This is a genomic window from Halobacteriovorax sp. DA5, from assembly GCF_002903145.1.
In the GTDB taxonomy this organism is placed as follows: Bacteria; Bdellovibrionota; Bacteriovoracia; order Bacteriovoracales; family Bacteriovoracaceae; genus Halobacteriovorax_A.
Window position 1 is genome coordinate 86,654 of record NZ_PPDJ01000009.1, and the last position, 26,681, is coordinate 113,334.

The following is a 26,681-nucleotide window of genomic DNA, read 5'->3' on the forward strand; positions in this document are numbered from 1 at the left end:
TAAGCTGTCATGGAGGAAGCTTGAAGTTACTTATTTTATTAGCACTTTTCCCACTTTTAATGTCTTTTACTTTCAGGCCTACTAGTCAAACAATTGATCTAAGCAATGGGCAAAAGGCTACTCAATTTCAAATCGAAAATACGTCATCTGAAATGATTCCTGTAACGGTAAATGTCTTTGAACGAATACAAAAAGAAGACGGAAGCGAGTCCCTTCCTAAGACAAATGATGTGAGTGTTTTCCCTCCTCAACTTATAATCTCGCCAGGGGATCGAAAAACTATTCGTGTGGATTGGAAGGGAGATACGAATATCTCTTCTGAAAAAGTTTATCGAATTGTTGCTGAGCAAGTCCCTTTAAAGCGTGGAAGTACTAATAATAAGAATCGTGGTGGTATTAAGATGCTGCTCAAGTATATGAATGTTCTATATGTAACGAAGAAGGAATTTAAACCTAAACTTGAAGCGAGTCATTATAATGTTGGAAAAAAGATTCGAGTTTATATTGCTAATAAGGGAAATTCTCATCAATACCTAAAGAACGTAAGGTTTGAATTTGTAAAAGGTGATCAGAAGTTATCGATCCCAGCTAAAGAGCTCTCAAAGCTTAATGGACAAAATATTTTGGCCAATACGACACGATACTTTGAATTTAATAATACAATTAACCTAAAAAATGGATATGAGTTAAGAGCGTCTTTTGATAAGTAATTATAGACCAATTCTATTTGTTGCATTCCTGTCTCAATTGAGTCCTTTAACTGCTTATGCTCAGTCTGAAACTGAGCTATTTCGTAGTGTCTTTGGTGAAGTTAATTATGAAGCACAATTAGAACTTATTCTTCATGGGAAATCTCTTGGGGATATTCCAGTAAAACTTCAAGGAAGCCAGTTAAAGTATATTGATAGTGTCATACTAAATGAAAAGATTAGAGGCATCGTTAAGGATGAAAAATATAAATTAGTCGACACTTCTAAGAAGTGGGTTGCTACTTCAACAATTCCTTATACTCTAAGTTATGATTCTAAGGCATTACAGGTGGTATTAGATATACCTGTAGAGAGTCTAAAATCTGTTTTCTATTCGTTAGAAGAAAACCCAAAAATTAAATACGCTGGTCAAACTATTGAGGCTGCCCCATTTGCTGGTTCGATTAATTATCTTCTTGATAAGAACTTCGGTGATTCGTATCTTGGTGGTGATTCTCTAACTTTGAATATTAACTCCTTCTTAAATATAAAAACCTATGTTTTGCAGTTGAATGGATTCTATGTTGATGATGAAGATAGTAGCGATCCTTATTGGACGCGAAGAGACTTTAGTTTAACAAAGGATTTTGAATCCTCACGCCTTCGAACGAGGTTAGGGGATACTACAACGGGCCGCTTAGGCTTTATGCAATCAAAAGCAATAGGTGGTTTTAATTTAAGGAAACAGTTTTCAATTAATCCTTATGAGACACCTTATACGCAAGGAGAGAAAGAGTTTCAAATTGTTAGACGATCTAATGTTAGTACTTATGTTAACGGGACTCTTGTAAAAAAAGAAATCCTACCTGCTGGTAATTATCGTTTATCAAATCTTCCACTTGTTAATGGCATTAATAATGTACGTGTAGAAATTGATGATGGAAGTGGTGTTAAGCAGTTATTAGAATTTAATATCCCAACATCACTATCGATTTTAAAAAGAGGTGAGTTTGATTATTCGTTAAGTGTGGGAAGAAAGTCTGATGATTCTGGAAAAACCCGTAGTTATGTCGATAATAATGAGTTTTATAGTGGCCTTGTTCAATATGGTTTTACTGACCTATTTTCAACAGGTGCCTATTATCAAAAAGATGACAAATTTCAATTAACTGGTCTTTATAATGGTATTGCTACAGAGTTTGGAAACTTCTTTCTGGGGAATGCTTATTCTGATTATAAGAATTTTAATATAAGTGGCTATGCAACTTCTTTGACTTGGCAATTTCAGGATATCGCAGGATACTTGCTTGAAAACCTATCATTTACAGCGCGTTATGAAGTTTTCGGTGGAGACTTTAGGGCTACGGCCGATTATAATGGGCCTTCGATTAAAAATAACTATCAACTTAATTTATCATTTCCTATTTTCTCTCATAGCTCGATAAATCTGGGAGCCGGCCATGAAGAATATCGTGATTCTGGAAATGGTTCTCGAAATTTCATCCGTACCTCGTTGAATATTAATCCAATTAATAACTTAAATATAAATCTTTATGCTGCTAGCACAAAAGATTTAAATAATCCGACTGATCACTCTGTTTCTGCTTTTTTAACATGGTCTTTTCCTTCTCATAATAGCTATGTTTCAATGTTTAGAGATTTTGAAAATAAATCAAGTCGAATATCTTACACTAAAGATAATAGTAATGAGCTATATAAGCCGAGATATACAGTTTCCGCAGATGACGATGAAGTTAATAGTCGCTTAAATTTAAGTGCTAGTATGCCAACGCCTATGGCCGATTACTTTTTCAAGGCATCTTATGCTCATGAAAAGAATGGTGAAGATTATAATCAGATAGGATTCGGGATATCGACGACTTCATTATTCGCGTATGATAATGGCCTTGCTTACGCTCAATCTCGTTCTAATACTAATAGTTTTGCCCTCTTTAAAACTAAAGAATCTTTAAAAGATCAAAAGCTCATTATTAAATCAACATCAGTTCATGCAGACACTCAAACTCCGCTCTTTGGGGAGCTTGCAATAACTGATATGGTTCCATATCAATACCGTGAAGTACAATTAGACCCAACTGCTCTTGATTATGGAACAACACTGGAGAAAGAAAAGTTTGTTCTTTATCCGACTTATCAATCAGGACATCTTATCAATATTAGTGACAATGGCCTTTTAAGTCTTAAGGGGAAAATTACACGTAATGGAAGACCGGTTTCACTGGAGATCTGTCAGTTAGGGGAGAAGGTCTTCTTCACTGATCGAGAAGGTTACTTCTTTGTGGATGGTGTTGATAATGAAACAAGTTTACTTAAAATAAGTGGTAAGGAAGTTAAAAATATTTCGATAAATCAAGAATCCCGTGGGATCATTGATATTGGTACGATTGAGATAGAGGGGAATTAATATGACATTGTTTAAAGCTTTAGTAGCTACATTCTGTGTCTCATCAGTTTTAGCGGCAAAATGCGACTTAAATGTTAGCGTAAATAATTTTGTTGGGACAATATCTTCAAGCGTTCAAGCTGTTTCCCACCCTATTACAATTTCACGTTCTAGAAACGCAGCTCAATGTGAAGTCATTAGGGCCTTCTATAGTACTGGTGGAGCTGGGAACTATAATCGTATGGCATCGACTTCTAATAATTCGATTCCTTATAACTTATATAGTGACAGTAATATGGCTACAGTTCTTAAAGATGTGTCGGATGCAACTCAAGCTGGTGAGTATAGTGTGATTAATTTACCAGTGAGATACAACTCTTATCAGTCGAATTTTTATATTAAGCAGGTTGATCTCGATACTGTCTTTTCAAGTGGCTCTGGTTACTTTGGCGATAATATTCAAATTAGTTTCTATAGTATTAAAAACAACGGCCAGCTTGAGTATGAAACGACTGCGTATTTTTATCTGCAGTTAGTTGTTCCAAGATATGCTGAGCTAAGCTTAGTTCCTTTGGGTTCTCCTCATGACCCTAACTCTACTCAATATATAATGAATTTTGGAAATTTAACGAGTCAGGATGTAAAGAGTGCAACTCTGAATGTGAAGGGAAATGTAGGCTTCGGTGTTTATATGACTTCACAGAATGGCTCTCTGTTAAAGAATGCAGCAAGTAGTGTTCCTTATCAAGTTAAGGTGGGACCAAACAATTACGCATCTCTTTCAAATGCTGGACAAGAGACCTTCATGTTTCAGCGTAATAATGCCACTTCAATCAATGCTGAGAGCTATCCTATCTATGTGAAATTAGGGAATGTTCCAACAAATGCTTCGACTGGTGATTATGAGGATGTCATTACAGTCACAGTTAAAGCTTGGTAAAAATATTACTTAAGTAAATTGCTCAAGTTGTCGATAAGAACTCCATGAATATAAAAGACCTAAAGTACGGTGTTGCCGTACTCGCAATTGGTGCGACTACTTTTTACTTTACTGAAAACTATATTGCAGACTCTAGGCAAGCTAAACGAACCATCGCTAGTGAAGCTGTTGCCAACAACTGTCTTGATGCTGTTGGATCATTCTTAGGACCTAAGAAAATTGAGCCATTTGCAAAGGTTAATCTTGTGCTAAAAGAAAATGCACGCAAGGTTAATGGTAAGATTGTAGGCTATACTCGAAGTGGTTTTGAAATTAGAGGTTACGGTAGCCATCAGTTAGTTTCTTATAATGAGATCTCAACAATTAATGGCAAAGAACTAAGCTCGGTTGAAATTTATCGTTTACTTCTAGCTGCTGAAATTGGAAAAACAAATTCTGATCAAATCCAGGTGCGTGTCCTGAATAATATTGAGTTTGAAGATATAAAAGGTCATAACTTCAAAACAGATGGGGTAACAATTAGTTTTCAAGATCAGCAAGGTGTAAAATATAAGATTCCACTTGAAGAGATCTATCACTTCTCTGCTATCGATCCAGTTGATGTTGCAAGAAAAGAAGTACAAACATTTGAAGGTGAGTTTGTATCGGTTCGTTTGACTAATGGTGACGTTGAAGATGGTGTAATTGTTCTATCTGCTGATAGGAAATTTGCAGAACTTACAAGCGTTCATGACGAAACTGAAGTCGTGCAAATCCCTCTTGATGAGATTGAATTAGTCATACAGTAATGACTCTATAGAATAAATTTAAAAACGAGATAAGGTGTTATATTAAACACAATCACAAGTAACTTGAAGTTCGCTAGGTATTTAAAATACATCTTAGGGAACTTCTTTTCTTTAATTCCAAACATACTAGCGTGAATCTCAATTACTTGTTTTTTGAATATGAGAATCATTACTGTTGAAAGTAATAAAAAACCCATATTTATAACTGCACAATAACCTAAGAAAGATGTCATCAATTCTGTCTTCATTAAATCTCCATTAGTCCTTACTTGGTAAGTTTTCGGCAAAGCCTCTAAACGCATAGGCTAAGATATCACGATCAACTGGTGTTTTAGGGAATGGGTATTTCTTATTCATACTTTCAGTGTTTTTCTTAGATGAAAAGGCCGAGACTAGATCAATGATCTTGTCTACACCGTCTCTTTTTCTAATTGTGTATTCTAAGTCATTACGATCTGATTTCTTTATAATACCATTCCAGGCAAGGTATTTATTTCTAATATCATAGATAGAGAAGTTAATATCCATACTTCTTCTTGTCGTCGTTGTTAAACTACGATCGCCGGTTTCTTTTCCTTCTGCGTTTGTGATAGCTGATTCTGTTCTATCATTTTCAATTATGTCACTTTCAATTCTGGCAAAGACAAGGTAGCGACGTTTCGTTATATTTTGTCCTAATATCGTAAGGGATTTCTCACTGAGAATTCCATCTTCTTCAATTTCACGTAGTATCTCACGATAGAGTCCTCGACCAATTTTTTTGATCAGTGGTGATGCATTATCAACGAGTAAGTCTCTTCTTTTTTCTTGTAATTCGACACGAAATTGATTTGCTGTACTTATTTGCTTCTTATAATCCCAGTTCTCTCCAGTATGGACTATCCCTGCAATTGTTAATCGTTCTGCTTGAACATTTGTATATGTGAAATCGGCCGTCTTTCTTAGGCCATGTACTTTTGTTGCACATGAAGTAATTAGTAGGGTGCTTAAAAGCACGATAAACTTTAACATCTATTTCTCCAGTCTCTAGTTAAGCTAAAACCATTTTATTAGAGCAGGACCCACTTAACAATAGGTTAGATTTTACGTAGTTATCATTATGAAAAATTAAGATGAAATTAAATGTATGAACCTGTTTTGATGCTATTATGAAGATGGTAGGAATCCTTCGGGAGGACTGCTCAGCTCGCAGCTTCTGTCTGTGGGCAAGAAAAGAGGTCCTCGCATTTGGCGAGGGCCTTTTTTTTTGTAAGGTTTTAAATCTGAGCAAAGAGGTCAACTTGATTTCCATTTGGGTCTCTAACTGAAGCGTATCTTTGTCCCCAAAAAGCATCCCATGGTGATTTTTCGATTTCAAAACCAGCGTCGACGATACGTTGGAATAGCTTATCTACTTCACTAGGGGTTGTTTGTTGAAAACATAGAGTGATTCCAGAATTTATAGGCTCTTTCCAATCGTTATTAATCTCTTTAAGCAAATCGAATGAATCTAGCATGATTCGTAGTCCATTTTCTTGCGTGGCCTCATAATGGCCCTTTCCATATTCTTCAAAATCAAAGTTTAATAAGTTGTAAAATTGAATAGTTTTTTCAATATTCTTACAAGCAATTCCAATCGCGCTTACACTCATAGTGACTCCTTATTCTTAGATTTAGTTTTTGTTGTCTTGTTTTAACCACAGCTTAAATTGACATGATTTGCCCTGTGGCTTTTATTAAAGATACATTTTTTATCGGGACTGAACAATATCATAGGAGGATATGTGAAAAAGTTAACAAAAATGGCAGTTGCCCTGGCCGTACTTTCTACGGTTGCAACGTCTGTTTCTGCTTCATCGAGAGTAATTCGTGACAACCGTTTAAAAGATTTAGGAATTTCACCTGTCTTAGGGCGAGGATACTCGATAGCGACCAATACTTATCAAAGTACATGTTTGGGTAAAATTGAAACGACTCAGCCATCATATGATTTAAAATATCGATATATTGAAATTGAACAAGATTGGGAGACCCAGTATAGACGCTCTTTTGAAACAAAGAATACTTTTAAATTTCTATTCTTAAAAAATAATGTAAATGTTTTTTCAGAAGTAGAGGGTAATACAACATATCACTATCACTATATCTTTGCCGATATTGATGTTGATAGTTACTATCATTCACTTTCAGAAGGAAATAGTGATTTAAGTGAGAGTGCCGCAAGTCTTTTAACTAAAGGGGACGTTGTTGGTTTCTTTGATTCTTGTGGTCCCTATTATGTACGCTCAATCGGTCGTCACTCGAGCTTCCTAGGTTTACTACGTTATCGAACAACATCAGTTGAAAGAGATGTGAATTTTGAACTCGAACTTAAGTCGAAGATGCGTGGTTTCTTCTCAGGTGGTTCAACTGATACAACAATTTCAACAGAGTTTAGAACGGAAACACAGACCAAGAGACTAGAGATTAATATCTGGGCATACGGACTTGGTAAAGGTGAACTTGCAGATATTATTCCAACAGACATTGATAGCTTTAAAGACTCAGTACGTGATGTTGTAAAAACGATGCAAGATCCAAATGCTGGCCGTATTACAACAATGGAAGTCGCTCCTTGGATTGAAAATACTCAATTCCAAGATCTTTTAGAGTTAGAAGATGAAGAAGAAAAATTACTATTTGAAAAGAAAAAGAATCTAGAGGCCAATGCTGAAATTATAAGCGAGCTTGATCGAATTGATAGAGCACAAGTGGATCAATACTTTAAGGCAAGTAATTGTCGCCGAATTCTTGAAGATGAATATTTAAATATTGATGATGACTTTGGTGGAGGATATGAACCCGAGAATACATTCTTCTCTAACTTATCTCAACCAAATAGTCAGAGCTCTGAGATTTCACTGGAAGCGTTTGATGCTGTTCTTTCTACTGAAAAGGTCGAAGAATATCTGATCGCAAATTATATATTTAATTATGGACAGCCTGAACCAACTCCTGAACCGGAAACAGGTGCGCTAGCTTGTATTAAATCGATTCATGAACAAGGTATCGATCAGGTACACTTTAGAAATATTTCTGCGTGTGTCGATGCCAGATTAACGGGGGTGCCAGTGTCTCCTCTTTTAGATAACTATTGTATGCCAGAGTTGGCAAGAGTCATTATTCCTGATGATGCATAATTTATGAAAAATATAGCTTATATACTTTTAATAATTTTCCTAGGTGGGGCCAAAGCAGTGGCCCTGCCTCTACAAAACACAATTAATGAAGAGAATTTTCATTCTTCTTTGTATATTGATGACCCACGCGTTACACAGCTAAATGGACATCTGAAATTATTAGATGGTTTCTCAAGGAAATTGTTTAAACAATCAAATACGTGTTTCGATCTACAGGACTTCAAAGGGACACAACAATTTAATATTCAGTTAGATTTTCATCAGAAGGTTATTGGTACAAATCTCTATAACCCTTTCTTTAGTAAGTACTATAATAATATCTACAGTAGTCATGTTGATAAAATTCTTAGGGCCCAAGATCAAAAGATTACAAATACAATACAGATTGCAATACATAAAACAACATATGCACGAGAGCGAGATACTGAGTATGTTGATATTAATTCACGTTATAATCAACTGATAACAAATGGTGATTTTTTTAAATTTAGTGAATTATGTGGAAGTGGTTATGTGAACTCTTTTAATAAATACGCAGGAGCATGGTTTACTATTGTATTTAATCGAAGTGCAGATAGTGATGATTCTGTTTTCACAAATCTCCTTGAAGCTTATATTCGTTTATTTGATTCAACTGCAGAACCAAAGATAAGGGCACAATTAAATAGAGAACTTGCTAATCGTGCAGCGGTTCTTTATGCCGAATTTAGAGGAGTGAATCCTTTAACTATACCTATTCAAAATCTTAGAGATATAGCGGAATTTAGATCCTTAATTACAAGAATTAAGTCTGCCATGCTAGCGTCAGATGCTGGCCTTTATATGGCCTTGGAATATACTCCTTGGGGTTATAATGATGTTTTTCAAAAATCTTTTTATGACTTTCTTGTTCGAAATAGTAAGGAACCGATTCCTTCTGAACCAAATAGAGCTCAGTGGTTTAACTTTTATCAAAACATGGAAATAGCAAGACTAATGAGTGACGCTATTGCTTATGAATCAGATATCGTTGGGCGATTTGAAGTCTGTCGTAATCAAATGTTAAGGGACTGGCCACTACGTGGAAATGAGAAAAAGTTATTCGTTAATCATCTTGATACAGATGGTGCAGGAATTGCTCTGGCCACGATCTATCAAGTTTTAACTGAAGAAGCACTAAAGAGCTTACAAGACAAGTTGGCCAACTTACAAAGTGGAGAAGAGAACTCTGTTTTACTTTGTAACAAAAGATTGAATGGACAAACTTTTCTTTTAAATCATTACCGCGAGTTAGTTGAGTGTAAATGGTTTGATGAGTTTACTAAGTCGCCATCTTTAATTTTAGATGCTCTTTGTCCTCTGACACCAAAGTAACTCTATAAAAAGATTAATATTGACATTAATTCTACAACGTTCTATTTTGCTGCATCACTAAATAATATCCATCAATCAAGGAGGCCAGTATGAAAAATAATTCATTGAAAAACTGTTGGGCGACCTTGAATCTATCTCTGCGAGTCAGACAAAAATAGATTTCAAATATGCCCTTTAAATGATCAAACTCTACAAAGGGTAAATAAATGAATTTAAATAAAAATGACGTGTATTCATTTGCACAGGCACAATTAAATACTTTTAATCTAAGTGAATTAGAAATAGCTAAGGAATTAGCACTTAGAAGTATTAGCGTTGAAATCGAAGAGGAATTTGAAGAGCTGAATTCTATCGAGGTAATGCAGGCAAGGCATTCTCACTTTTGTGTATCGGGAGTTCTTGTTGAAGATTACACTGAAAGAATCATAGAACTAGAAAGTTATAAGAAACTAGTCTACGGGATTCACCACATGAGTGGAAATATCGATATTCCGTTTGTTCAACTTCTTGCCAACTTTAGCTTAACGACTAAGGAGGCATTAGAATTATACGAAAGTGTAAAACCTCAGTTTACTAAGTTTAACCCTCTTTATATCTGTTTCCACTCATCGGTGGAATTAGAAGATGTTGATATGATTGCTGCAACTCACATGGTCACTTCTTCTCGAGAGATTAAAAAACTTAACGCTTGGCCTTATGAAGAAAAGTTAAGCTTTAAGATCATTAGAGATGACTCTTATCACGCTTGGTATAAGAAGGGGTATGAGGATTTTAATCGTGAGGTTCCCGAGCTCTCTAAAAGAGTAGTGGCAAATTCTCATGAATCGATGGAAGGCTCAATGGAGCAAGGACTTTTACAACTTGTTTTCTTAGGTGGACAACAAATTGGTCTAATCGCTGCTGAACGTTCTGCGTTTCTAGGCCATGATGGTATCTATTTTCATGAGATTTTCATCGATAAGAATTGGAAAGGTAAGGGACTAGCTAAAGCAATTCAGAGAAAATTTGTTGCTGAAAATACTAATGAGACAGATTTTGTTTGGGGAACAATTGATCACTCAAACCTAAGCTCTTATAAAACTGCTTTATCTAATGGCCGCAAACCTGTGCGCTATGAGAATTTTGTCTGTATAAATTAATTTTAAGAATCAATATCTGAAAGATGGCCCTCTTCGTTTATTTAAGAGGGCCCATATTTTATTGATTGTGACTTGTTGGAGGGACACTATCAATGGCATTATTTTCTGGTGGTGTTAGCTGTCCAAGAAATTCAGGAAGTTCAACACCGGCCTGTTTTGCAAGATCGTGCACAGCAGGTAGGGAATTGATTAGCCCACTAAGAAAGTTTGACGTTGCACTCTTTCCATTGTGACTATTTCCGCCACCGTCCCATACAGTAACCTTATCAATTTTAAGGTCTTGTACGGCCTTAACTTGCTGAGCAATAATTTCTGGTAATTGTTCAACCATAAGTAGTGTAGGGACAAGTCTCTTATCATCCCCAACAATTTCAACAAGCTTGTTGTAACCTTGGGCCTTGGCCTCGAGTACTTTTTGTATACCTTGTGCTTCAGCTTCATATTTCGCTAGAATTGCATCTGCTTCACCTTTTGCAATTCTTCTTTGTCTTTCTGCTTCTGCCTCTGCAGTAATTTCAACTTTTCTCTTATTAATTTCTTCTTGTGCTAGTTCTGTTTTCTCAAGCCTCGCAATCTCTTCTAGCTTCTGTGCTTCAAGAACTGCCTTTTGCGCTTATGCCAGGGCAACTTCCCCTCGCTTGGCCGCATCGGCTTGCTTTTCTTTTAGGGTAGCATCGTATTCTGCAATATTTGCTTTTGACTCATTCTCACCCTTTACAGACTCTGCTTCTTGGATTGCAACGAAGACTCTTTGCTCTTTTAAAGCTTCTTTCTTTCCTTGCTCTGTAATCGCTCTTTGCTTTGCTTGTGCAACTTCCTGCTCTCTTAGTGCTGCTGCTTCTCCAGTAACACCTTCTGCTTCATATTTTGCGATACGAATTCTCTTATTTCTCTCAGCTTCTTTTTGTCCTGCTTCTGATTCTGCAACTTGATTGGCGACTTGAACTTCTTTTTCTTTGTTAGCGTTTGCTTCACCAATAGCACCATCTTTATCTTGCTCAGCAACTTCTACTTTAGCTTTATTAATTGCTTCTGCGGCAGCTTTCTTACCAATGGCTTCAATATATCCAGATTCATCTGTAATATCTCTAATATTAACGTTAATTACATCAAGACCAATTTTATTAAGCTCAAGGTTTACGTTCTTATTAACTAGATCTAAGAATTTCTCTCTATCTTGGTTGATCTCTTCAATAGCAAGAGTTGCAATAACAAGACGCATTTGCCCTAGAATAATATCTTGGGCCTGATTTGATATCTCACCCGTCGAAAGACCTAGAAGACGTTCTGCTGCATTCGTCATGATGTTTGAAGTCGTTGAAATACCAACTGTAAATGTTGACGGAACATTTACTCTAATATTCTTTTTAGAAAGTGCACTTCTTAAATCGATTTCAATTGTAAGCGGCTCAAGTGATAGATATGTATAATCTTGTAAAAGAGGAATAACAAACGAACCTCCTCCATGAATACATTTTGCAGATTGTCCTGTACCTACACTTCCGTAGATAACTAAGATTTGATTTGATGGACATCTTTTATATTGTTTTGATAAAAAGATTGCCGCAAAAAGCAGAATTAAAACAGGAACAACAATTATTCCCATTATTCCGAAAGTACTAAATAGCATGAGTAATCTCCCTTAAATATTATGCTTTCTTAACGATTAAGTTTCCTGAGTCATCAACATAGTGAACTTTGATGCTCTCAAATGCATTAATCGCTTCACCCTTGCTACTTGCTTGTAGAATCTGTTGTTTATTTCCAATTGTTATTTCAACTTGGCCAATACCTTCACCTTTTGCAGGTATATTTGTATATGCACGTCCTGTTCTTCCAATTGCTTCTTTGATATTTACTTTTGGAATATTATTAAATTTTTTAATTTGAAAAGTTATAAAAGAACTGAAAAGCATCATCACAAAACCAAAAACACCGGCCGCAATTACTCCATACATATCTGACATTTTCCATTCTTGTTTTGCTGCAAGTCCAATCCACCCAGCGCCCATAAAGAAAGCAAGTATTGATTGAGTCGAAACAAGAGTGAAAGCTTCGCCACCATCTGTATGTTCAATGTCAACGTCACCATCGAAGTCCGTGTCTCCATCACCCGTTACAAAAAGAAGAAGCATTTTTAAAACAAATAGCAGTGTTCCCGCAAATGCCATGACTGCATAAACTGGGTTTTGAGAAAATATCTCTTTCATCCAATCTCCAAAAATTAAATATTGTTCATTTTTAAGTATATGGAAAAAAGAATTAGTAGTTAGGGGGTAAAAATGTCTAGAGTGCCTGTAGTAAGTGCTTTATGAAGTTTTGTCTCTTTTATTCAAGTAAAGGTTGTGAATATAAGTGATTGATTTTTAGTACAATGTTTTTGCAGTGTTTGTTTATTTTAAATGTGAATATGACTTTATTTTTAAATCTAATATTTAAAAATATTTTTTATTACTACTTACGTCGTGTAGATCTTCTTATGATTATTCCCATGAGATTACTCATTGCCGAAACAATAAGGCCCATTAATATGATACTAATAAGAATTTGGTATTTTACTAAATTTCTTACATTAGATGTTAACGGAGTGATATCTCCATAACCTGTCGTTGTTGCTGTCACGATACTAAAATATAAAAAGTCCGAAGAGTTTAGAAGGTTTCTTTTGAAAGTTCACTGTATTCACCAGAAAGTTCTTTTAAGAGTACAGCTGAATCATTTAACTCCTTTTTTATCAAGTCACTGAATTCTTCAAAATTAGTAGGAATCATATAGTCGTTATCAATACACTTTTTCATAATCTCTAATATATCATTAGGAATGGGATAGGGAAGATTATCAAGGATTTCAGGGGCATCTTTTTCAAGTGCAATTTTATATTTTAATAATAACTCTCTCGCAATTTTCTTATCTTTTATTTCTTCTCTAAATTCCGAAATGGATTTTTTTAAACTTTTAATTTTCTTTTTATAAAACTCCTTCTTATTAATTATGATTGCCTCACTAATAATAAATCCTGTGTCTTCTGAAACATATATTTCATAATACTTCTTACCGAAGTAAGTCACTTGTATGGAATAGATAAAAAGCAAAGCGAAGCTAACGATTAAGGTTACGGCAGTATCAGAGAGGTGTCTTTTCATATAAGAGAATGCTCCAGACTTTCTTCAATGATGTGATTTTAACATCTGGCCACACTGGGCCTCGTTTAATTCTTCTAAATTTTAACTGATATTAGATTTGCTAATTTTACTGTCTAAGTCTTGATATTTTAATTGTTTACACTATCTTCTAGCCTAAAACTTCTACATATCAACATAATAATCTATAAAATCTAGGCAATCTTAGGGGGTCTGTGCCTTAAAAAGATCACTACTTTTCATCGATTTTACATTAATTTCTAGTCATATATACGTAAATAATACACTTCAAAAGTACGTATTTGATCATGAACACGTATTTGTGTGGCCATAATTTCAGCCTATTATAAATATATCTTTGACTTTTTGAACTATTTTTGATAATGAATGACACTAACTTCTAGTAAATAGAAACATTAACTTCTAGAATTGTTATACGCTAACTTCTAATTTTATGTAACACTAAAATCTAGTCAATGTTTACACTAATTTCTAGTAGTTTGTTACACTAACTTCTAGTAAAATAATAAGGTAGTTATTAGTTTATAAACTACTGATTTCATTAAAAATAAGGATTTGTATATGGCCAAAACTCGTAAACGTCCACATGAACTTCTTGCTGAATCTCTTAGAAATGCTAAAGAGACTGCGAGAGATTGTGTTGTGAGATCGGCCAATCTGGAACGTAGAGATAGAGAAAGGCTAGTTGATTCAGGTTTTCTTACTGAAATTATAAGAGGGTGGTACTTGTTAACTTCTCCTGATTCAGGGGGGGGAAGTACAGCTTGGTTTGGTGGCTTTTGGGCATTTGTTAGACACTATTTAGATGATCGTTTTGGTAAAGGTAATTATTGTTTGTCGGCAGAATCATCATTAAGCTTACATGCTGGTGATACGAGTATTCCAAGTCAAATTGTTGTGCTAACGAAAAAGGCAAGTAATACAACTATCGATCTTCCTCATGGGACTTCGATGCTTCTATTAACAGATAAAAATTTTCCAGACGATATTGATAAATTTAATGGTGTATCTAGAATGAGTCTGCCTTTAGCTTTGTGTCGGTTAACCGCAAGTTATTTTCAAAAATATCCTCGAAATATTGAGATCGTTCTAAAGATGTCTTCCTTAAGTGTTGCTGAAGTTTCTAGAGTTCTACTTAGGCTAGAAACAATAGCATCTGCTGAGCGTATTGTTGGTGCTTATAAGTATTTAGGTGAAGAGAATAAATCTGAGCAGGTACAAAAAGATATGTCTGTTGCAGGTTACATGATTAAGGAAGTTAATCCATTTGATTCATATCGACCAAAGTTAGGGAAGAGTCGTCTTACATCTCCATATGCAGGAAGAATCAGGTTGATGTGGAGTATGATGAGAGAAGTTGTTGTTGATATTATGCCGAGCACTCCAGGCTTTAAGCAAGATAAGACTAATACAATAAGGATTATTAAAGAAACATATAAGCAGGATGCCTACCACTCTTTATCGATTGAAGGTTATCAAGTTACAGAAGAGTTAATATCTAAAATTGAATCAGGTGAATGGGACCCTGAAAGTTCTGAAGAAGATAGAAGACAAAAAGATGCAATGGCCGCGAAGGGATACTTGAATGCTTTTAACGAAGTAATTGAAAGTGTTGTAAAAGTTTTAAGTGGTGATGACCCTGGACTTATTCTATCTAATGATCTTCAGTCTTGGTATAGACAATTATTTGCACCACTTGTAAAAGCAAACTTATTACCTGCTGAAAAAGTTGCCGGCTATCGAAACCTTCCGGTATACATTACTAATTCAAGACACGTTCCCCCACCTAGCTCAGCAGTCTTAGATTGCATGGAAGTATTATTCGAGTTGTTAGAGAAAGAAGAAAATTCTTTTGTAAAAGCAGTCTTAGGTCATTTTGTTTTTGTCTATATTCACCCTTACATGGACGGTAATGGCAGAATGGGAAGATTTATCATGAACTTAATGCTCATCTCTGGTGGATATAATTGGACAGTCATTAGAACAAGTAATAGAGATCGCTATATGGAATCCCTAGAGCAAGCCTCTACAAAAGAAGACATTTCAAAATTTGCAGAATTTATAAAATTTGAGCTTGAACATTGGAATGATGTTTAGCGGCTTTTACAGGCTCTTCACACTTGAAGGTGTGGGGGCGTTATGCAGAGTTAGTGACCCCGCTTTGCGGCCATCGTGGCCTCGCGGGGGACCCTCATCGTGAGGGCCACCCACGACTTTGTCATGGCTACAAAACCCAATCTATAACCACAAATAAAAAAAGCCCCCGTATGAATACGGGGGCTTTTTTTTAATGGGGTGACCGATGGGGCTCGAACCCACGACAACCAGAATCACAATCTGGCGCTCTACCAACTGAACTACGGTCACCATAAGAATGTGGAATTATTTATAAATGCTTGGGCCTTATGAGTCAACAGTTAATTGCATAATGTGTAAGGTTTGTGCGAAGCGTCCTAGGAATATCTTGCATATAAATGCTCCAAGGCATTAAAATGATTAGTGAAGTTACCAAAAAACTAGGAAGGATATATGAAAAAGGTATTTCTATCATTAATGATGCTTTCACAAGCTTCAATTTTTGCTTACGGGATTGGTCAATCAACGATGCCAATGCTTAGCGGAAGCAAGCAAATTGCAACGGAACTTACTGGAATTACGTCTGATAAGGGCGGAATGGGGATGCAAGTTCGTTACACTCAAAAACTAGATGAAAAATTAATCGTAGACGGTGGGATTGGTATCTCAGGTGGTGAGCGTTCACAAAGACTATTTGTTGGTGCTGACTATGAAATCTATCCAGATTATATGCAACAACCAAGAGTTTCTGTGAAAGGGATTTTAGAGCGTTCAACTGAGTTTGACCAAGGGATTACAAAAATCTCGATGGCACCAACTATCACTAAGGGATTCTCTTTCTGGGGTAAAGAAGCTTATCCATATGCTTCACTACCAGTAGGGCTTTCACTAAATGGTGACACTAAAACTTACGATACAACAATCAGTCTTAACACTGGTATCAACGGACAACTTCCAATCGAAGGTTTTAAACACCTTAATGGAACAATGGAAGTTCAAGTTGGACTTAAAGATTCATTCACAGCATTCCTTGCTGGTGTATCGTTTCCACTATAATATCTTCCAGAAATTATATATAACTAAGAAGGCGGCCTAGTGCCGCCTTTTTAATTAAGAGGACTATCCAATGACAAAAATTATTCTCTCAGATTTCGACGGAACACTTACTCATCACACAGAAATGAGTAGTGAGCTTTTCGATATTTTAAAATTAGCAGATGAGAAGAAAGTCCCTTTTGTCATTGTTACTGGCCGCTCAATTTCTTGGGCACACTTTTTAATCACTCACTTTACTTCACTTCCAATTGTTATCTCTGAAGGTGGGGGAGCAATTAGCTGGCGTGATAAAGCAGGACTTATTCAAAATGAATTTCTTGTTCCTGAAAGTGAGTTAGCAAAACTTGAAGCCTTTTGTATAAAGCTTAAAGAAAAATATCCTAACCTTTATTTAACAAGTGACTCTCTGGGACGAGTTGCTGATCGTGCAATTGAGCTTTGTGATCTTGAAGATGAGAAGTTTAAAAATGAAATCTGCCACCTTATGGATGAAGAGGGGATTAACTACTCAACGTCTAATGTGCACTTAAACTTTTGGTGTGGAAATCTTTCAAAAGCAAATGCAACGAAAGTACTCTTTAATAAGTTCTATCCAAATTTAAATATGGCCGAAGATGCTATCTATTTTGGAGATAGCCTTAATGATCAATCAATGTTTGATAAAGTAAAAACATCAATTGGTGTTTCAAATATTAAATCAGTTCTCGATAAGCTTGCAGTTAAGCCTCACGTAATTCTTGAAGGAAGCGAGAATGCAGGGCCTAGCGGGGTTTTAAACTACCTGAAAAATAATCTCTAGCAGCATCTTTTACAGTCGATTCAATTTCTTCAACAGGAGTTGTAAATCTCTCACTAATAAGTGGAATGAAATCTTTTGGCAGTGAAGAAATATACATGCGATCTTCACCCTTATAGTGAAGCTTGAGTCCTATGGCATGAAGACAGTGGCGATTGTGCTCCATTTGATCATATTCTTCTGGGCTCGCTAAATTGTCCTTAAATCTTTGAAACATTTCAAATGAGCCAAGGTAGAGCTTATCGCCAACTAGTGGAAGTCCTCTAAGCATAGCGTGAACTCTAATCTGATGTTGGCGTCCTGTTTGAGGGAAGGCCAAGCCAATAACATAGTCGCCTTCCTTAAATAAAACCTTAAAGTCTGTGTAGGCGTGTTTACCTTCATGGGAATCAACAGGGTAAGAGTCGATATAGACACGCTTTAAACCTTCTTCACCAGCGCCAAGTCGCTCATCTGAATAGAACTCGATTTCGCCGTTGTAGTCTTCATTTGCCTTGGCGATAAAGAAGTAACACTTCTTTACGCGATCGTGGATAAACTCTTCACCCATTAAGTTGGCTATCTGGGGCTCTTTTCCTAACATCATAACCCCTGATGTTTCACGATCAAGCCTGTGAATAGAGTGAATGGTTTTTTCATACTTCTCTTCAAACATAACAGTTGCACAGTAGAAGAGGTGGCGGCCAGTAGGGTGGCAGGCCATATAAGGAGGCTTATTCATAACAATAAGCTCTTTGTCTTCAAAGATAATCTCTGGTTTCTCGTCTAACTCAATTAATTCACCACGCCAGTACTCATCTTCTTGAGTTGTTCTTTCGATTCTAAAGAAGATTCTTTCTTTGTAGTGGAGAGTTGTTGAAGGACGATGTTTTCCAGGGCGGCCAATGATTTGAACATCGCCTGCCTTGATACGTTTCTTTACTTCTTGACGTGACCAAGTCTCAAGATAGATTTGCATATATTGATCAAGTCTCATACCATGCTGAGTTTCCTCAACATAGTAAGTGACTTCATATACTTGTGTTGTAAATTTCTTATTGAGAATGGCCATAATCTAATAAAGTACTAATATCTTTCTTTAATTAGATACTTTATTAGCGCAAATGATCCGTTCTGTGAATAACCATAAGTTGTATTAAGATTATCAATAATTTGTTGAATTTCTTTCTTAATATCTTCCTTTAAAGGAATGTGCCCTTGAACATCCTTGCCACTTTTTTCAGCTTCAAAGAAGACTAAGTTCTTAGAAATATTCTTAATGACCTTCTCTTGCTCTTGTCTAAAAGATTCTTTAAGACGATCAACAACCTCAGGGAAGATCTTTATATAATCAACTTTCTGTCCTGGGTTATCTAACGACCATGCCCCAAGTTTAGAGATTAAGTGTGAACGGAAAGTTGAAGGGTCTTCTTTTAAAGAAATATTGTTTTCAAATTCTTTAATTTGGTAAGCATCGCCTTCCTCATATTTTCCAGTCACTTCATTCTTTATCTTTTCACCCTTAATAAGTGCGTTGATATTTTGAATATACTTCTTTAGGTACTCTTCGTATGAACGATCATCGACAAGTCCAAGACATCCTCTTAGCTGACGATCAAATTGATCGAGACAGTCTTCATTTATAAGTTGGATGAACTTTTCTGGATTATGGTAGTCACCATGGGCAGACATGTTTAAGAAGTCATACTCAGACTTTTTGTTGATAATTCTTCTGAAATACTCAAGGACTTCAATGAAAGTAATATCTTTATTTAAGTCCGCAAGGCGATAAATCATATTCTTGATATCACGAGGAGATATACCAAACTTACCTTCATAGAGATTATCGAATTCAAACTCAGATTCAACCTTTCCAATATTGTGTTTTAGAAGCTGTGCTTCTTCAACATTAAGGTGGGCCGGAAGTTGGCGGTCACTTGAGTAAAGCGCGCATTTCTCAAGTGGATTAAGAGTTGTCACAATTGCAGATAATTTTTTGTTGTCTTCGTAGTGTTTACTCATACAAGAGCGAATTCTCGTCATAACTGAGAATTTTGCAATGGCAGAAAGTGAGCCAGGTTCAAATCGAGTACGATCCTTAATGCTATCAATTTGCTTCTTATAAATATCCATCTCACACTTATAGTCCAGTAGGTAAGGAACGCGAATAAATGTAAAACGTCCTTTAAATGAATTAAAATCTGGATGTTGTTTAAATGCTGTTAAATGAACTTCGTTAGATGTTCCAATAAAGAAAATATCAAGCTCAGTTAGAATACCACCAAGATTAATTGAACCAGATTCCATTGTCATAAGTAGATACTTAAAAGTATCAAGTGGTCTCTTTAAAAGATCTGAGTATTCTAGGATTCCACGATTTGCATGAATTGTTTCACCTGACATTTGAAATAGGTTCAGTGATTGTAGAGAAGGTGGCAGTGATGCAAGTCTTTGATCCATTGTAATCTGTTGCATCTTTGCATCAACATGTAATTGAGGCTCAATTGTAACGGCACTACGAGAATAGCGACGAGAAACTGTATAGCGCTCAACACGGATATGTTTTAATACTTCTTCGTGTTTACCCTTGTAGTTTTTTAAGAGTGCATCGTAGATCATACGATTTCTTTTCGAAAGATCACCGCGCACAAGGTACGATTTTTCAATTTCTTCTAATTTCTCTGGTTGGTCGTTAAAAGCTGAGTGAATAATATCTTTTCTTACTTCTTTTGGAATGAGAAGAAGTGGATGATCCTTAAGCTCCGAAGCGAGAATTGCTGAGATATCTTTATCTTCTAATAAAGCATAAGAATTTAAATTTACCGAAGAATGAGTTTGGTTAAGCCCAAGGTTTCCCTTAATGACAGTATTGATTGGGAATATCCAGCTAAAAGTGTAAAGAGCACCTTCATCAGTTTTAGAGTAATCTTCAGCACCTTTCATAAGGCGTTTTACAAGTGAGCTCTTAGATGAACCATTTGGCCCTACTAGTAAAATAAATTTATTATTGAAACCTTCTTCAGCAAAATTTCTTAACTGCTCAATTATTTTTTCTTCAATTTTATATTGACCAAAAACTGCAGGAGCATCTTGATCATCTTTTTGAAAAACATTGAGGTGTCCATGATCATCGCGTCCAAAATAGTCCACCATGTCTTGAAGATAGGCCGAAGTTGGTCTTAATTCCCTGTCTGGAAATTTTTTGAAGAGCTCGTAGTAGTCAAAAAATGACATTGTCTCATTTCCGTTAACTTCTAAATCATTTAAACTATCTAACCAATCCATAATCTTCCTTTGAAACCTTTTAACATAGGGGATTTCTAGTTATAATTTTACCATTGATTGGGTGTTACATATAAGTGAGAAATGTTTAAAAAAATAATCTTTACTTCCATTCTTATTCTGAGTGTTGGGCTCGGGTATTGGCTTTTCACGAAGAAAAGCTCTGGCCCTAAGCTTTCAAATGAAGAAATTATCGAAATTGTTAAAACATTAAAGTTTGAATGGGAGAACGCACACCTCGATAAAGAGGGAATGTGTAAGAAGCTTAGCTATGTAGATGACCAGTATTACCAATGTTTTCCAGAGTATATGGCCTGTTTACTGGAAAAGAAGCTTGTCAATGTCCATATTAATAAGAAATTAGTACCAATTAGGCTGAAGGGTAACTACAGCTACCATCAGATGCCTAGCTACCGCTACTATGATTATACAGTTAAGGCCGATGGCTTTGATGAAGAACTTAAACTTAGCTTTGTCGACAGTTGTCAGGAAGTCTATGTTCCTCAAAGATATTATCCGTTCTTGGCCAATAAAAGAGATGTAACTATTTCGTGGGATAACTTCAATCGCAATATTTTTGTTGATAAATACCATGTGCAAAACTGGGAAGTTCTAAATTGGGCAAAGATCTCTAAAGATAAAGTTGCTCAAGAAGCGGCAAAGAAAATACAGGATAGAAATAAGTACTCTTATGCTTACGGGCTTTCAATTGATGAGATGGATGCTTATTGTTCTTTTCAAGGGAAATCAATTTTAAGTGCCCGTGTCTTTGATGCTATATCAATTCATCCAGAAGATCTAAATGATACGACAACAAAGTACTTAAGAGCGCCTTTTTACCCATGGGAAAGAAAGAATACCAAAACTCTAATTAATAAAATTCAGCGCATGAAAGAATTTCATATTGACGAAATAACTAAAGAAGAAAGAATTAAACTTTGTAAAAAAGATTATTCTAGTGAGTGTCTGGATCAGAATTATATCCAAAAAAATAGTCACAATGTTTCATGGGCCGGTGTTTATGAAATTTTTGGCGGCCCACTTGAATACTTAAGAAATATTATTCATCCAAGTGAAAATATAAAATTGGCTTCATTTTATTTTAGTTGGCATCAAAAAGCTCATCAGACCGGAATGCGTGGATATTGGGATGGAGAGGGATTTGGCATTAATAATATTGCTTTTGATCCTTTTGTTTCTAACGAGATAGGATCAGATTATAAAATCGCTTTTCGTTGTATGAGGACACTATAATGAAGTTTATAATGGGTTTATTACTTCTATTAAATTTCATTTCTTGCAACCAAAAGAATTTCATTTTGGAAGAAGAGTTGGCCTTTACTAATAACTTTCAAATGAATGAACTCTATCAGGGAAGTAAAGGGGTTTATGAACCGAAGAATACATGGCTTCTTCTATTTACCTTTAATGACTATTGCTACTTTTATAAAACACCATTTAATAAATCTCTAGGAGAGTACCGAGTGACTAAGAGATCCTCGGGGAAATGTAGCTTTAATGATGATGCAATTCTTTCTAAAGAAGGAATTAGTGATTTTAAGATGAATCTTCATGTACAGGATAAGATAAAGCTTAATCTTATAATTGATGGAGAGAGTGTAAACTATCCTCTTCTAAATCATACTGTTTCTAAAAAGTTTTCTCCGTTTAACAATCAACTTAAGAAATCATATTTTGATAATGTATTTGTAAATGGTGGTTTGGATTATTTAAAATCTAAAACTTTAAAAAGTGGAACTCTTTGTCACGGTGTGAATATCGAGTGTAAGGATGTGGTGAAGTATAAGTGTGATCTTTGTGAGGAAGGCAGTTACGAAGTCGTCGACTTTAATTGTGCACAAGGTGGCAGTAAATTTTGTGGAAAGGATAAGTGTGGAACAAAGAATCAACCAGCTTGCCCTCGTGGTTATAAGGTTTTAGATACGAAGTTTCCTTCTCTTTGTTTTAATGGATCTCCGGCAGGTTTTTGCTCTCCTGGACTTAGTACATTCTGTAATGATGAGGGGATTCTTATTTGCTTATAAGATCTCTTTACCAAAAACTGTAGCAGGTTTTAGCTTAATACGAGATTTTCTTACTTTCTTGATACTATCAATATCTTCTGGGTCAATATAGCAGCTATCTACGGCTTGATAAAAATGAGAACATACCCTAATTTGTTCAGCCTTCACTTCTTTTGTCTTTTTGTTAAAGCTTACAAGAGTGATAAATTCACCATGACCTATATTTGAAATAATTGGATAGCCCGATACTTGCATATATGGTTCAAAACTATTACCAGTGAAAATTAAGTCAAATGTATCTGGGGGTAAGCGTTTAAGAATAGTCTCTGTTGCTTGCTTATCAAGTGAACAATTCTTAAATTTATAATCGATCTTATCGCTACACTCTGTATGTGAGTGAAGAAGTGCAATATTAAGGTCAGTTTTACCCTTTAGTGCCTTTTTGATTTCAATTACACGAGCAACAACATCATCAAAAAGGATCCCTTCTAGGCCATCTTCTTTTTTTAACTTTGGCTTATATGGCGTCAATCCAATAATTCCAACCTTAATTCCACCAACTTCTTTAACGATATACTCTTGATTTCCATATTGATTAAATGCTGAATTTGTATCTAGTGAAATAAGATTAGAATTTACAAATGGAAGCTCACGAGGAAGAAGGTTATTTTTGAAATTAATTAATTCATGATCAGATAAGAGAATCGCATCATAATTGAAATTGGCCAATTGATTTAGGATCAACTCGCCAGCAAGGTCATACTCTTTTTCTAAAATCTGTCCACCATCAATCAGAACAAGATTACTAAGCTTTTCTTTTAATGCAGAAATGAACTTATAAAGTAGTGCATCTCCACCAAATTCAATTTTAGAAGAAACAATAAGTTCGTCACTGTGTGATTCAACTTTTGAATTTAAACTAGAAGTGTAAGCGAAGTAGATTGTGTCTGAGTCTTTTTTTGAGAGAAAGCTTTTGTCGGCTTTCATATAACTATACTTTCGAGAGTTATCACTACATGAAGTGATAACTCCGATAAGTATCAATATAGGTATTAGTAATTTGTTTTTTTTCAAGTTCTAGTAGCTTCTAATTTTAGATAGTTTTTCATATGCAATTGTAAGTGCATTTTCAATTCTATCATAGAGGGCCGGATCGTTACATAGCCCTAAAGAAATTCTCACTACGCCGCGACCAATATCGTCAGCTACTCCCATGGCCTTAAGAACTTTAGATGTCTGAGGATTATTGTCAGAACATGCTGATGAAGTTGTTACATAAATACCTTCCGACTCAAGCTCCATTTGAACTGCTTGTCCGTGGATACCTGGATATGAAAGATATGTTGTTGAAGAAAGTCTTGGAGCTTCTTCACCAATGATAACAACTTGTGGAAACTTAGCTTTAATATTCTTTTCAAATTCTTCACGTTTGCTATTAATAGCTTCGTGTTTTTGTAGGTTATTCATTGAATATGTAAGCGCTACTGCTAGCGTTTCGTTACCTAAGTAGTTTTGTGTTCCACCACGTAGGCCTTTTTCTTGACCACCACCAATGATAAGAGGCTTTAAAGTTGTAGGATCTTTAGCTACGAGAATACCAGAGCCTGTCATTCCGCCAATTTTGTGTCCAGCGATCACTGCATAATCAATACCTGACTCTTCAAAGTTAAAACAAGTTTTACCTACAAATTGAGTTGTATCACAAAGGTAAGGTACGCCTTGTTCTTGGCAGATTTTTGCAATGTCGTTATATGGCTGGATAACACCAGTTTCATTATTAGCGGCCATTACTGCAACAAGAGCAGTATTGTCATCGATATGATTAATGAGGTCTTCAATATCTGCGATACCATTTGGTTTCGTTTGAAGTGTGTATACTTCACAGCCAAAGTTATCTGCATAGAATTGAGCATTATTGCTTACCGCTGAATGCTCAATACCTGAGATGATGATTTTCTTTTTTGGGTTATTTAACAAAACAGATTGGAAAACAGTTGAGATACCTTCAGTTGAGCCTGAGTTAAAAACTAGTTGGCTCATATGCGCACCTAAAAGCTTTGCGCATACTGAACGAGCATTCTCCATTGCAACTTTTACGCGAGCGCCGACGTGGTGAGTAGCATTTGGATTAGCAAATGGCCCCTTGTTAAGTCGGTTGATAATATACTCCTTAACTTCATTACAAATTGGAGCACTACCATTGTAATCCGCGTAAATTTCTTGCATGTTGTCCCTCTTCCTTAATCTTGTGTATTAAACCTATTACTTACTCAGCTCAAGCATCTTATTAAGTGCTTTTAATGAGTACTCTTTTGTTTTTTCATCTACTTTAATTATATTTATAGGTTTATTTTCCTTAATTGCTCTAAAGCTGGCAAGTAGCCAACGAGGTCTTACTCGATACATTGTTGTACACAAACACTGGTAAGGTGACAGGGAAGTGATTTCTTTATCTGGAAAATCATTTGCTAGTCTGTTAACCAAGTTGATTTCTGTTCCAACGGCAAATTTAGAACCAGCTGGTGCATCTTTAATCTTATTAATGATGTAAGCAGTTGATCCATTGTCATGAGCTGCTTGTACAACATCAAAGTTACACTCAGGGTGTACGATAACAGTTGTATCAGGTTTATCTTTTTTAATTTGTTCAACTTGAGCTGCAGTAAAGCCTTGGTGAACAGAGCAGAATCCGTACCAAAGAATTACTTTTGCATTATCGATTTGTTCTGCTGTTAATCCACCATTAAGCATATTTGGGTTGTAAACAACCATATCTTCTAGTGGAATGCCTAGATCAAAACAAGTATTGCGTCCTAAGTGTTGGTCAGGGAAGAATAGTAGTTTTTGTCCCTGAGTAAAGGACCACTTGATAATATTGTGTGCATTTGATGAAGTACAAATTGTTCCATCGTTCTCGCCAACAAATGACTTAAGAGTTGCTGCACAGTTGATATAAGTAATTGGGATGATCTTATCATTAGTTGATCTTTGCATGAATGCCCATGCTTTATCGATCTCTTCACGATTTGCCATATCGGCCATCGAGCATCCAGCTTGCATATCGGGAAGGATTACGTGTTGATCTTCATTCGTTAGCATATCTGCTGTTTCTGCCATGAAGTGAACACCACAGAAAATAATATAAGGCTTGTCTAAAACGGCTGCATCTTGTGCTAGCTTTAGTGAGTCACCTTTATAGTCTGCAAATTCAATAACGTCGTCTTGCTGATAGTGATGTCCAAGAACCACAACTTGATCTTTAAGTTCTTCTTTGATCTTTCTTAACTCAACTAGTACTTCTTCATCAGATAACTCTTCTTGAGAAATTATCGGACGGTGAACTTCTTCTTTACCGAATAGATCTAACATTTTTCTTCCTTCTCGATTTTAAGATTAATTATTTGATTGGGTAACCGCTTTCGTCCCAAGCAAGAATTCCACCTTCAAGGTTGTAAAGGTCTTCAAATCCTTCTTCTAGTAGAAATTGACAAGCAGTTAAGCTTCTCTTTCCACTGCGGCATTGAACAACGATCTTCTTTGATTTGTCAGTTAGGTGATTACCAAATTGATTTGCAAAATCAGAAAGAGGAATAAAGATAGCACCATCAATATGGCCAGCATCCCACTCATCTTGTTCGCGACAATCAACTAAAACTAGGTCTGTATTCTTGTCCATTAAATCTTTTAATTCACCAACTTCCATAAAGTTAATCATTGTGTCATCTCCTTATATAATTGACGTTTTGGAAGATAGAACATTTGAAACGAGCTGTCATCTGAACATCCTTAAAATTGGTTCCAGTTCGTGTTGCGCTAAGTTAAAAAAAATGTTTTAT

At 35.7% G+C, this 26,681-nt stretch carries 25 protein-coding genes, 1 tRNA gene and 1 pseudogene; 12 read left to right on the plus strand and 15 right to left on the minus strand.

All coding sequences use genetic code 11. From position 1 onward, the window contains the following. Positions 1 to 20 precede the first annotated feature (20 nt). Genes C0Z22_RS12985 through C0Z22_RS13000 form a run of 4 tightly spaced genes read left to right on the plus strand, consistent with a single transcriptional unit; the run spans position 21 to position 4,821 of the window. A complete protein-coding gene (locus C0Z22_RS12985; RefSeq protein ID WP_103218803.1) occupies positions 21 to 710 on the plus strand; it encodes a fimbria/pilus periplasmic chaperone in 690 nt (229 codons plus the stop codon). Continuing rightward, a complete protein-coding gene (locus C0Z22_RS12990) occupies positions 700 to 3,114 on the plus strand; it encodes a fimbria/pilus outer membrane usher protein (RefSeq protein ID WP_103218804.1) in 2,415 nt (804 codons plus the stop codon). The genes C0Z22_RS12985 and C0Z22_RS12990 overlap by 11 nt, the downstream gene beginning before the upstream one ends. 1 nt (position 3,115) lies before the next feature. Further along, complete coding sequence (locus C0Z22_RS12995; protein WP_103218805.1) at positions 3,116 to 4,033, plus strand: spore coat protein U domain-containing protein; 918 nt, start codon at positions 3,116 to 3,118, stop codon at positions 4,031 to 4,033. A gap of 44 nt (positions 4,034 to 4,077) precedes the next feature. Beyond that, positions 4,078 to 4,821: a hypothetical protein gene (locus tag C0Z22_RS13000; protein WP_103218806.1), complete on the plus strand. Its 744-nt coding sequence runs from the start codon at positions 4,078 to 4,080 to the stop codon at positions 4,819 to 4,821. Between the two features lie 5 nt (positions 4,822 to 4,826). Here the strand turns inward: C0Z22_RS13000 and C0Z22_RS13005 are convergent, their stop codons facing one another. The 3 genes from C0Z22_RS13005 to C0Z22_RS13015 form a co-directional block, all read right to left on the minus strand. Next, positions 4,827 to 5,069: a DUF6868 family protein gene (locus C0Z22_RS13005; protein WP_103218807.1), complete on the minus strand. Its 243-nt coding sequence runs from the start codon at positions 5,067 to 5,069 to the stop codon at positions 4,827 to 4,829. A 10-nt stretch (positions 5,070 to 5,079) separates the two neighbouring features. Then, the gene (locus C0Z22_RS13010; RefSeq protein WP_103218808.1) at positions 5,080 to 5,832 is read right to left on the minus strand and encodes a hypothetical protein; all 753 of its coding nucleotides are present in this window, start codon (positions 5,830 to 5,832) and stop codon (positions 5,080 to 5,082) included. 245 nt (positions 5,833 to 6,077) lie between these two features. Then, positions 6,078 to 6,452: a VOC family protein gene (locus tag C0Z22_RS13015; RefSeq protein ID WP_103218809.1), complete on the minus strand. Its 375-nt coding sequence runs from the start codon at positions 6,450 to 6,452 to the stop codon at positions 6,078 to 6,080. A 132-nt stretch (positions 6,453 to 6,584) separates the two neighbouring features. Between C0Z22_RS13015 and C0Z22_RS13020 the strand changes: the two genes are divergently transcribed. From C0Z22_RS13020 to C0Z22_RS13030, 3 genes are all read left to right on the plus strand, one after another. Further along, entirely contained in the window at positions 6,585 to 7,979 is a 1,395-nt protein-coding gene (locus C0Z22_RS13020) for a hypothetical protein (RefSeq protein WP_103218810.1), read from the plus strand. Positions 7,980 to 7,982: 3 nt separating this feature from the next. Then, on the plus strand, positions 7,983 to 9,332 hold the full coding sequence (locus tag C0Z22_RS13025; RefSeq protein ID WP_103218811.1) for a hypothetical protein: 1,350 nt from the start codon (positions 7,983 to 7,985) through the stop codon (positions 9,330 to 9,332). Positions 9,333 to 9,538: 206 nt separating this feature from the next. Then, on the plus strand, positions 9,539 to 10,471 hold the full coding sequence (locus C0Z22_RS13030) for a hypothetical protein (protein WP_103218812.1): 933 nt from the start codon (positions 9,539 to 9,541) through the stop codon (positions 10,469 to 10,471). A gap of 58 nt (positions 10,472 to 10,529) precedes the next feature. On the opposite strand, the gene C0Z22_RS16130 is transcribed toward C0Z22_RS13030, so the two are convergent. The 5 genes and pseudogenes from C0Z22_RS16130 to C0Z22_RS13050 form a co-directional block, all read right to left on the minus strand. Then, a complete protein-coding gene (locus tag C0Z22_RS16130) occupies positions 10,530 to 11,045 on the minus strand; it encodes a flotillin domain-containing protein (protein ID WP_199177572.1) in 516 nt (171 codons plus the stop codon). A gap of 39 nt (positions 11,046 to 11,084) precedes the next feature. Beyond that, positions 11,085 to 12,101 carry a flotillin family protein gene (locus C0Z22_RS16135; RefSeq protein WP_199177566.1) on the minus strand — a complete coding sequence of 339 codons (1,017 nt, stop codon included), beginning with the start codon at positions 12,099 to 12,101 and terminating at the stop codon, positions 11,085 to 11,087. A 19-nt stretch (positions 12,102 to 12,120) separates the two neighbouring features. Further along, the gene (locus C0Z22_RS13040) at positions 12,121 to 12,681 is read right to left on the minus strand and encodes a hypothetical protein (RefSeq protein ID WP_103218813.1); all 561 of its coding nucleotides are present in this window, start codon (positions 12,679 to 12,681) and stop codon (positions 12,121 to 12,123) included. Between the two features lie 244 nt (positions 12,682 to 12,925). Further along, a pseudogene (locus tag C0Z22_RS13045) lies at positions 12,926 to 13,111 on the minus strand (ion channel); the annotation flags it as partial. A gap of 11 nt (positions 13,112 to 13,122) precedes the next feature. Next, complete coding sequence (locus C0Z22_RS13050; protein ID WP_103218815.1) at positions 13,123 to 13,614, minus strand: hypothetical protein; 492 nt, start codon at positions 13,612 to 13,614, stop codon at positions 13,123 to 13,125. Positions 13,615 to 14,193: 579 nt separating this feature from the next. On the opposite strand from C0Z22_RS13050, the gene C0Z22_RS13055 reads away from it, so the two are divergent. Then, positions 14,194 to 15,729, plus strand: a complete 1,536-nt coding sequence (locus C0Z22_RS13055) for a Fic family protein (RefSeq protein ID WP_103218816.1) — start codon at positions 14,194 to 14,196, stop codon at positions 15,727 to 15,729. 194 nt (positions 15,730 to 15,923) lie between these two features. Here C0Z22_RS13055 and C0Z22_RS13060 read toward each other — a convergent pair. Further along, a tRNA-His gene (locus C0Z22_RS13060) sits at positions 15,924 to 15,999 on the minus strand. Between the two features lie 162 nt (positions 16,000 to 16,161). Between C0Z22_RS13060 and C0Z22_RS13065 the strand changes: the two genes are divergently transcribed. Beyond that, positions 16,162 to 16,764, plus strand: coding sequence for a hypothetical protein (locus C0Z22_RS13065; protein WP_103218817.1), 603 nt, complete (start codon positions 16,162 to 16,164; stop codon positions 16,762 to 16,764). Positions 16,765 to 16,834: 70 nt separating this feature from the next. Further along, positions 16,835 to 17,563 (plus strand): HAD family hydrolase, encoded by a 729-nt coding sequence (locus C0Z22_RS13070; protein WP_103218818.1) that lies wholly within the window; start codon positions 16,835 to 16,837, stop codon positions 17,561 to 17,563. Here C0Z22_RS13070 and C0Z22_RS13075 read toward each other — a convergent pair. Both C0Z22_RS13075 and C0Z22_RS13080 read right to left on the minus strand, forming a co-directional pair. Next, positions 17,526 to 18,611 (minus strand): RluA family pseudouridine synthase, encoded by a 1,086-nt coding sequence (locus C0Z22_RS13075; RefSeq protein WP_103218819.1) that lies wholly within the window; start codon positions 18,609 to 18,611, stop codon positions 17,526 to 17,528. The genes C0Z22_RS13070 and C0Z22_RS13075 overlap by 38 nt on opposite strands. Before the next feature lie 14 nt (positions 18,612 to 18,625). Beyond that, positions 18,626 to 20,824, minus strand: coding sequence for a hypothetical protein (locus tag C0Z22_RS13080; protein ID WP_103218820.1), 2,199 nt, complete (start codon positions 20,822 to 20,824; stop codon positions 18,626 to 18,628). Between the two features lie 81 nt (positions 20,825 to 20,905). On the opposite strand from C0Z22_RS13080, the gene C0Z22_RS13085 reads away from it, so the two are divergent. Together C0Z22_RS13085 and C0Z22_RS13090 are read left to right on the plus strand one after the other, a co-directional pair. Continuing rightward, positions 20,906 to 22,075, plus strand: coding sequence for a hypothetical protein (locus C0Z22_RS13085; RefSeq protein ID WP_103218821.1), 1,170 nt, complete (start codon positions 20,906 to 20,908; stop codon positions 22,073 to 22,075). Continuing rightward, entirely contained in the window at positions 22,075 to 22,866 is a 792-nt protein-coding gene (locus tag C0Z22_RS13090) for a hypothetical protein (RefSeq protein WP_103218822.1), read from the plus strand. Before C0Z22_RS13085 ends, C0Z22_RS13090 begins: the two co-directional genes overlap by 1 nt. Here C0Z22_RS13090 and C0Z22_RS13095 read toward each other — a convergent pair. The 4 genes from C0Z22_RS13095 to C0Z22_RS13110 all read right to left on the minus strand — a co-directional run bounded on the left by C0Z22_RS13095 (position 22,861) and on the right by C0Z22_RS13110 (position 26,560). After that, positions 22,861 to 23,832 carry a hypothetical protein gene (locus tag C0Z22_RS13095; RefSeq protein WP_103218823.1) on the minus strand — a complete coding sequence of 324 codons (972 nt, stop codon included), beginning with the start codon at positions 23,830 to 23,832 and terminating at the stop codon, positions 22,861 to 22,863. The two genes, C0Z22_RS13090 and C0Z22_RS13095, sit on opposite strands and share 6 nt — an antisense overlap. 90 nt (positions 23,833 to 23,922) lie before the next feature. Beyond that, on the minus strand, positions 23,923 to 25,071 hold the full coding sequence (locus C0Z22_RS13100) for a cysteine desulfurase family protein (RefSeq protein WP_103218824.1): 1,149 nt from the start codon (positions 25,069 to 25,071) through the stop codon (positions 23,923 to 23,925). Between the two features lie 36 nt (positions 25,072 to 25,107). Further along, positions 25,108 to 26,214: a quinolinate synthase NadA gene (nadA, locus tag C0Z22_RS13105; RefSeq protein WP_103218825.1), complete on the minus strand. Its 1,107-nt coding sequence runs from the start codon at positions 26,212 to 26,214 to the stop codon at positions 25,108 to 25,110. Between the two features lie 28 nt (positions 26,215 to 26,242). Next, positions 26,243 to 26,560 (minus strand): rhodanese-like domain-containing protein, encoded by a 318-nt coding sequence (locus C0Z22_RS13110; RefSeq protein WP_103218826.1) that lies wholly within the window; start codon positions 26,558 to 26,560, stop codon positions 26,243 to 26,245. Positions 26,561 to 26,681 lie beyond the last annotated feature (121 nt).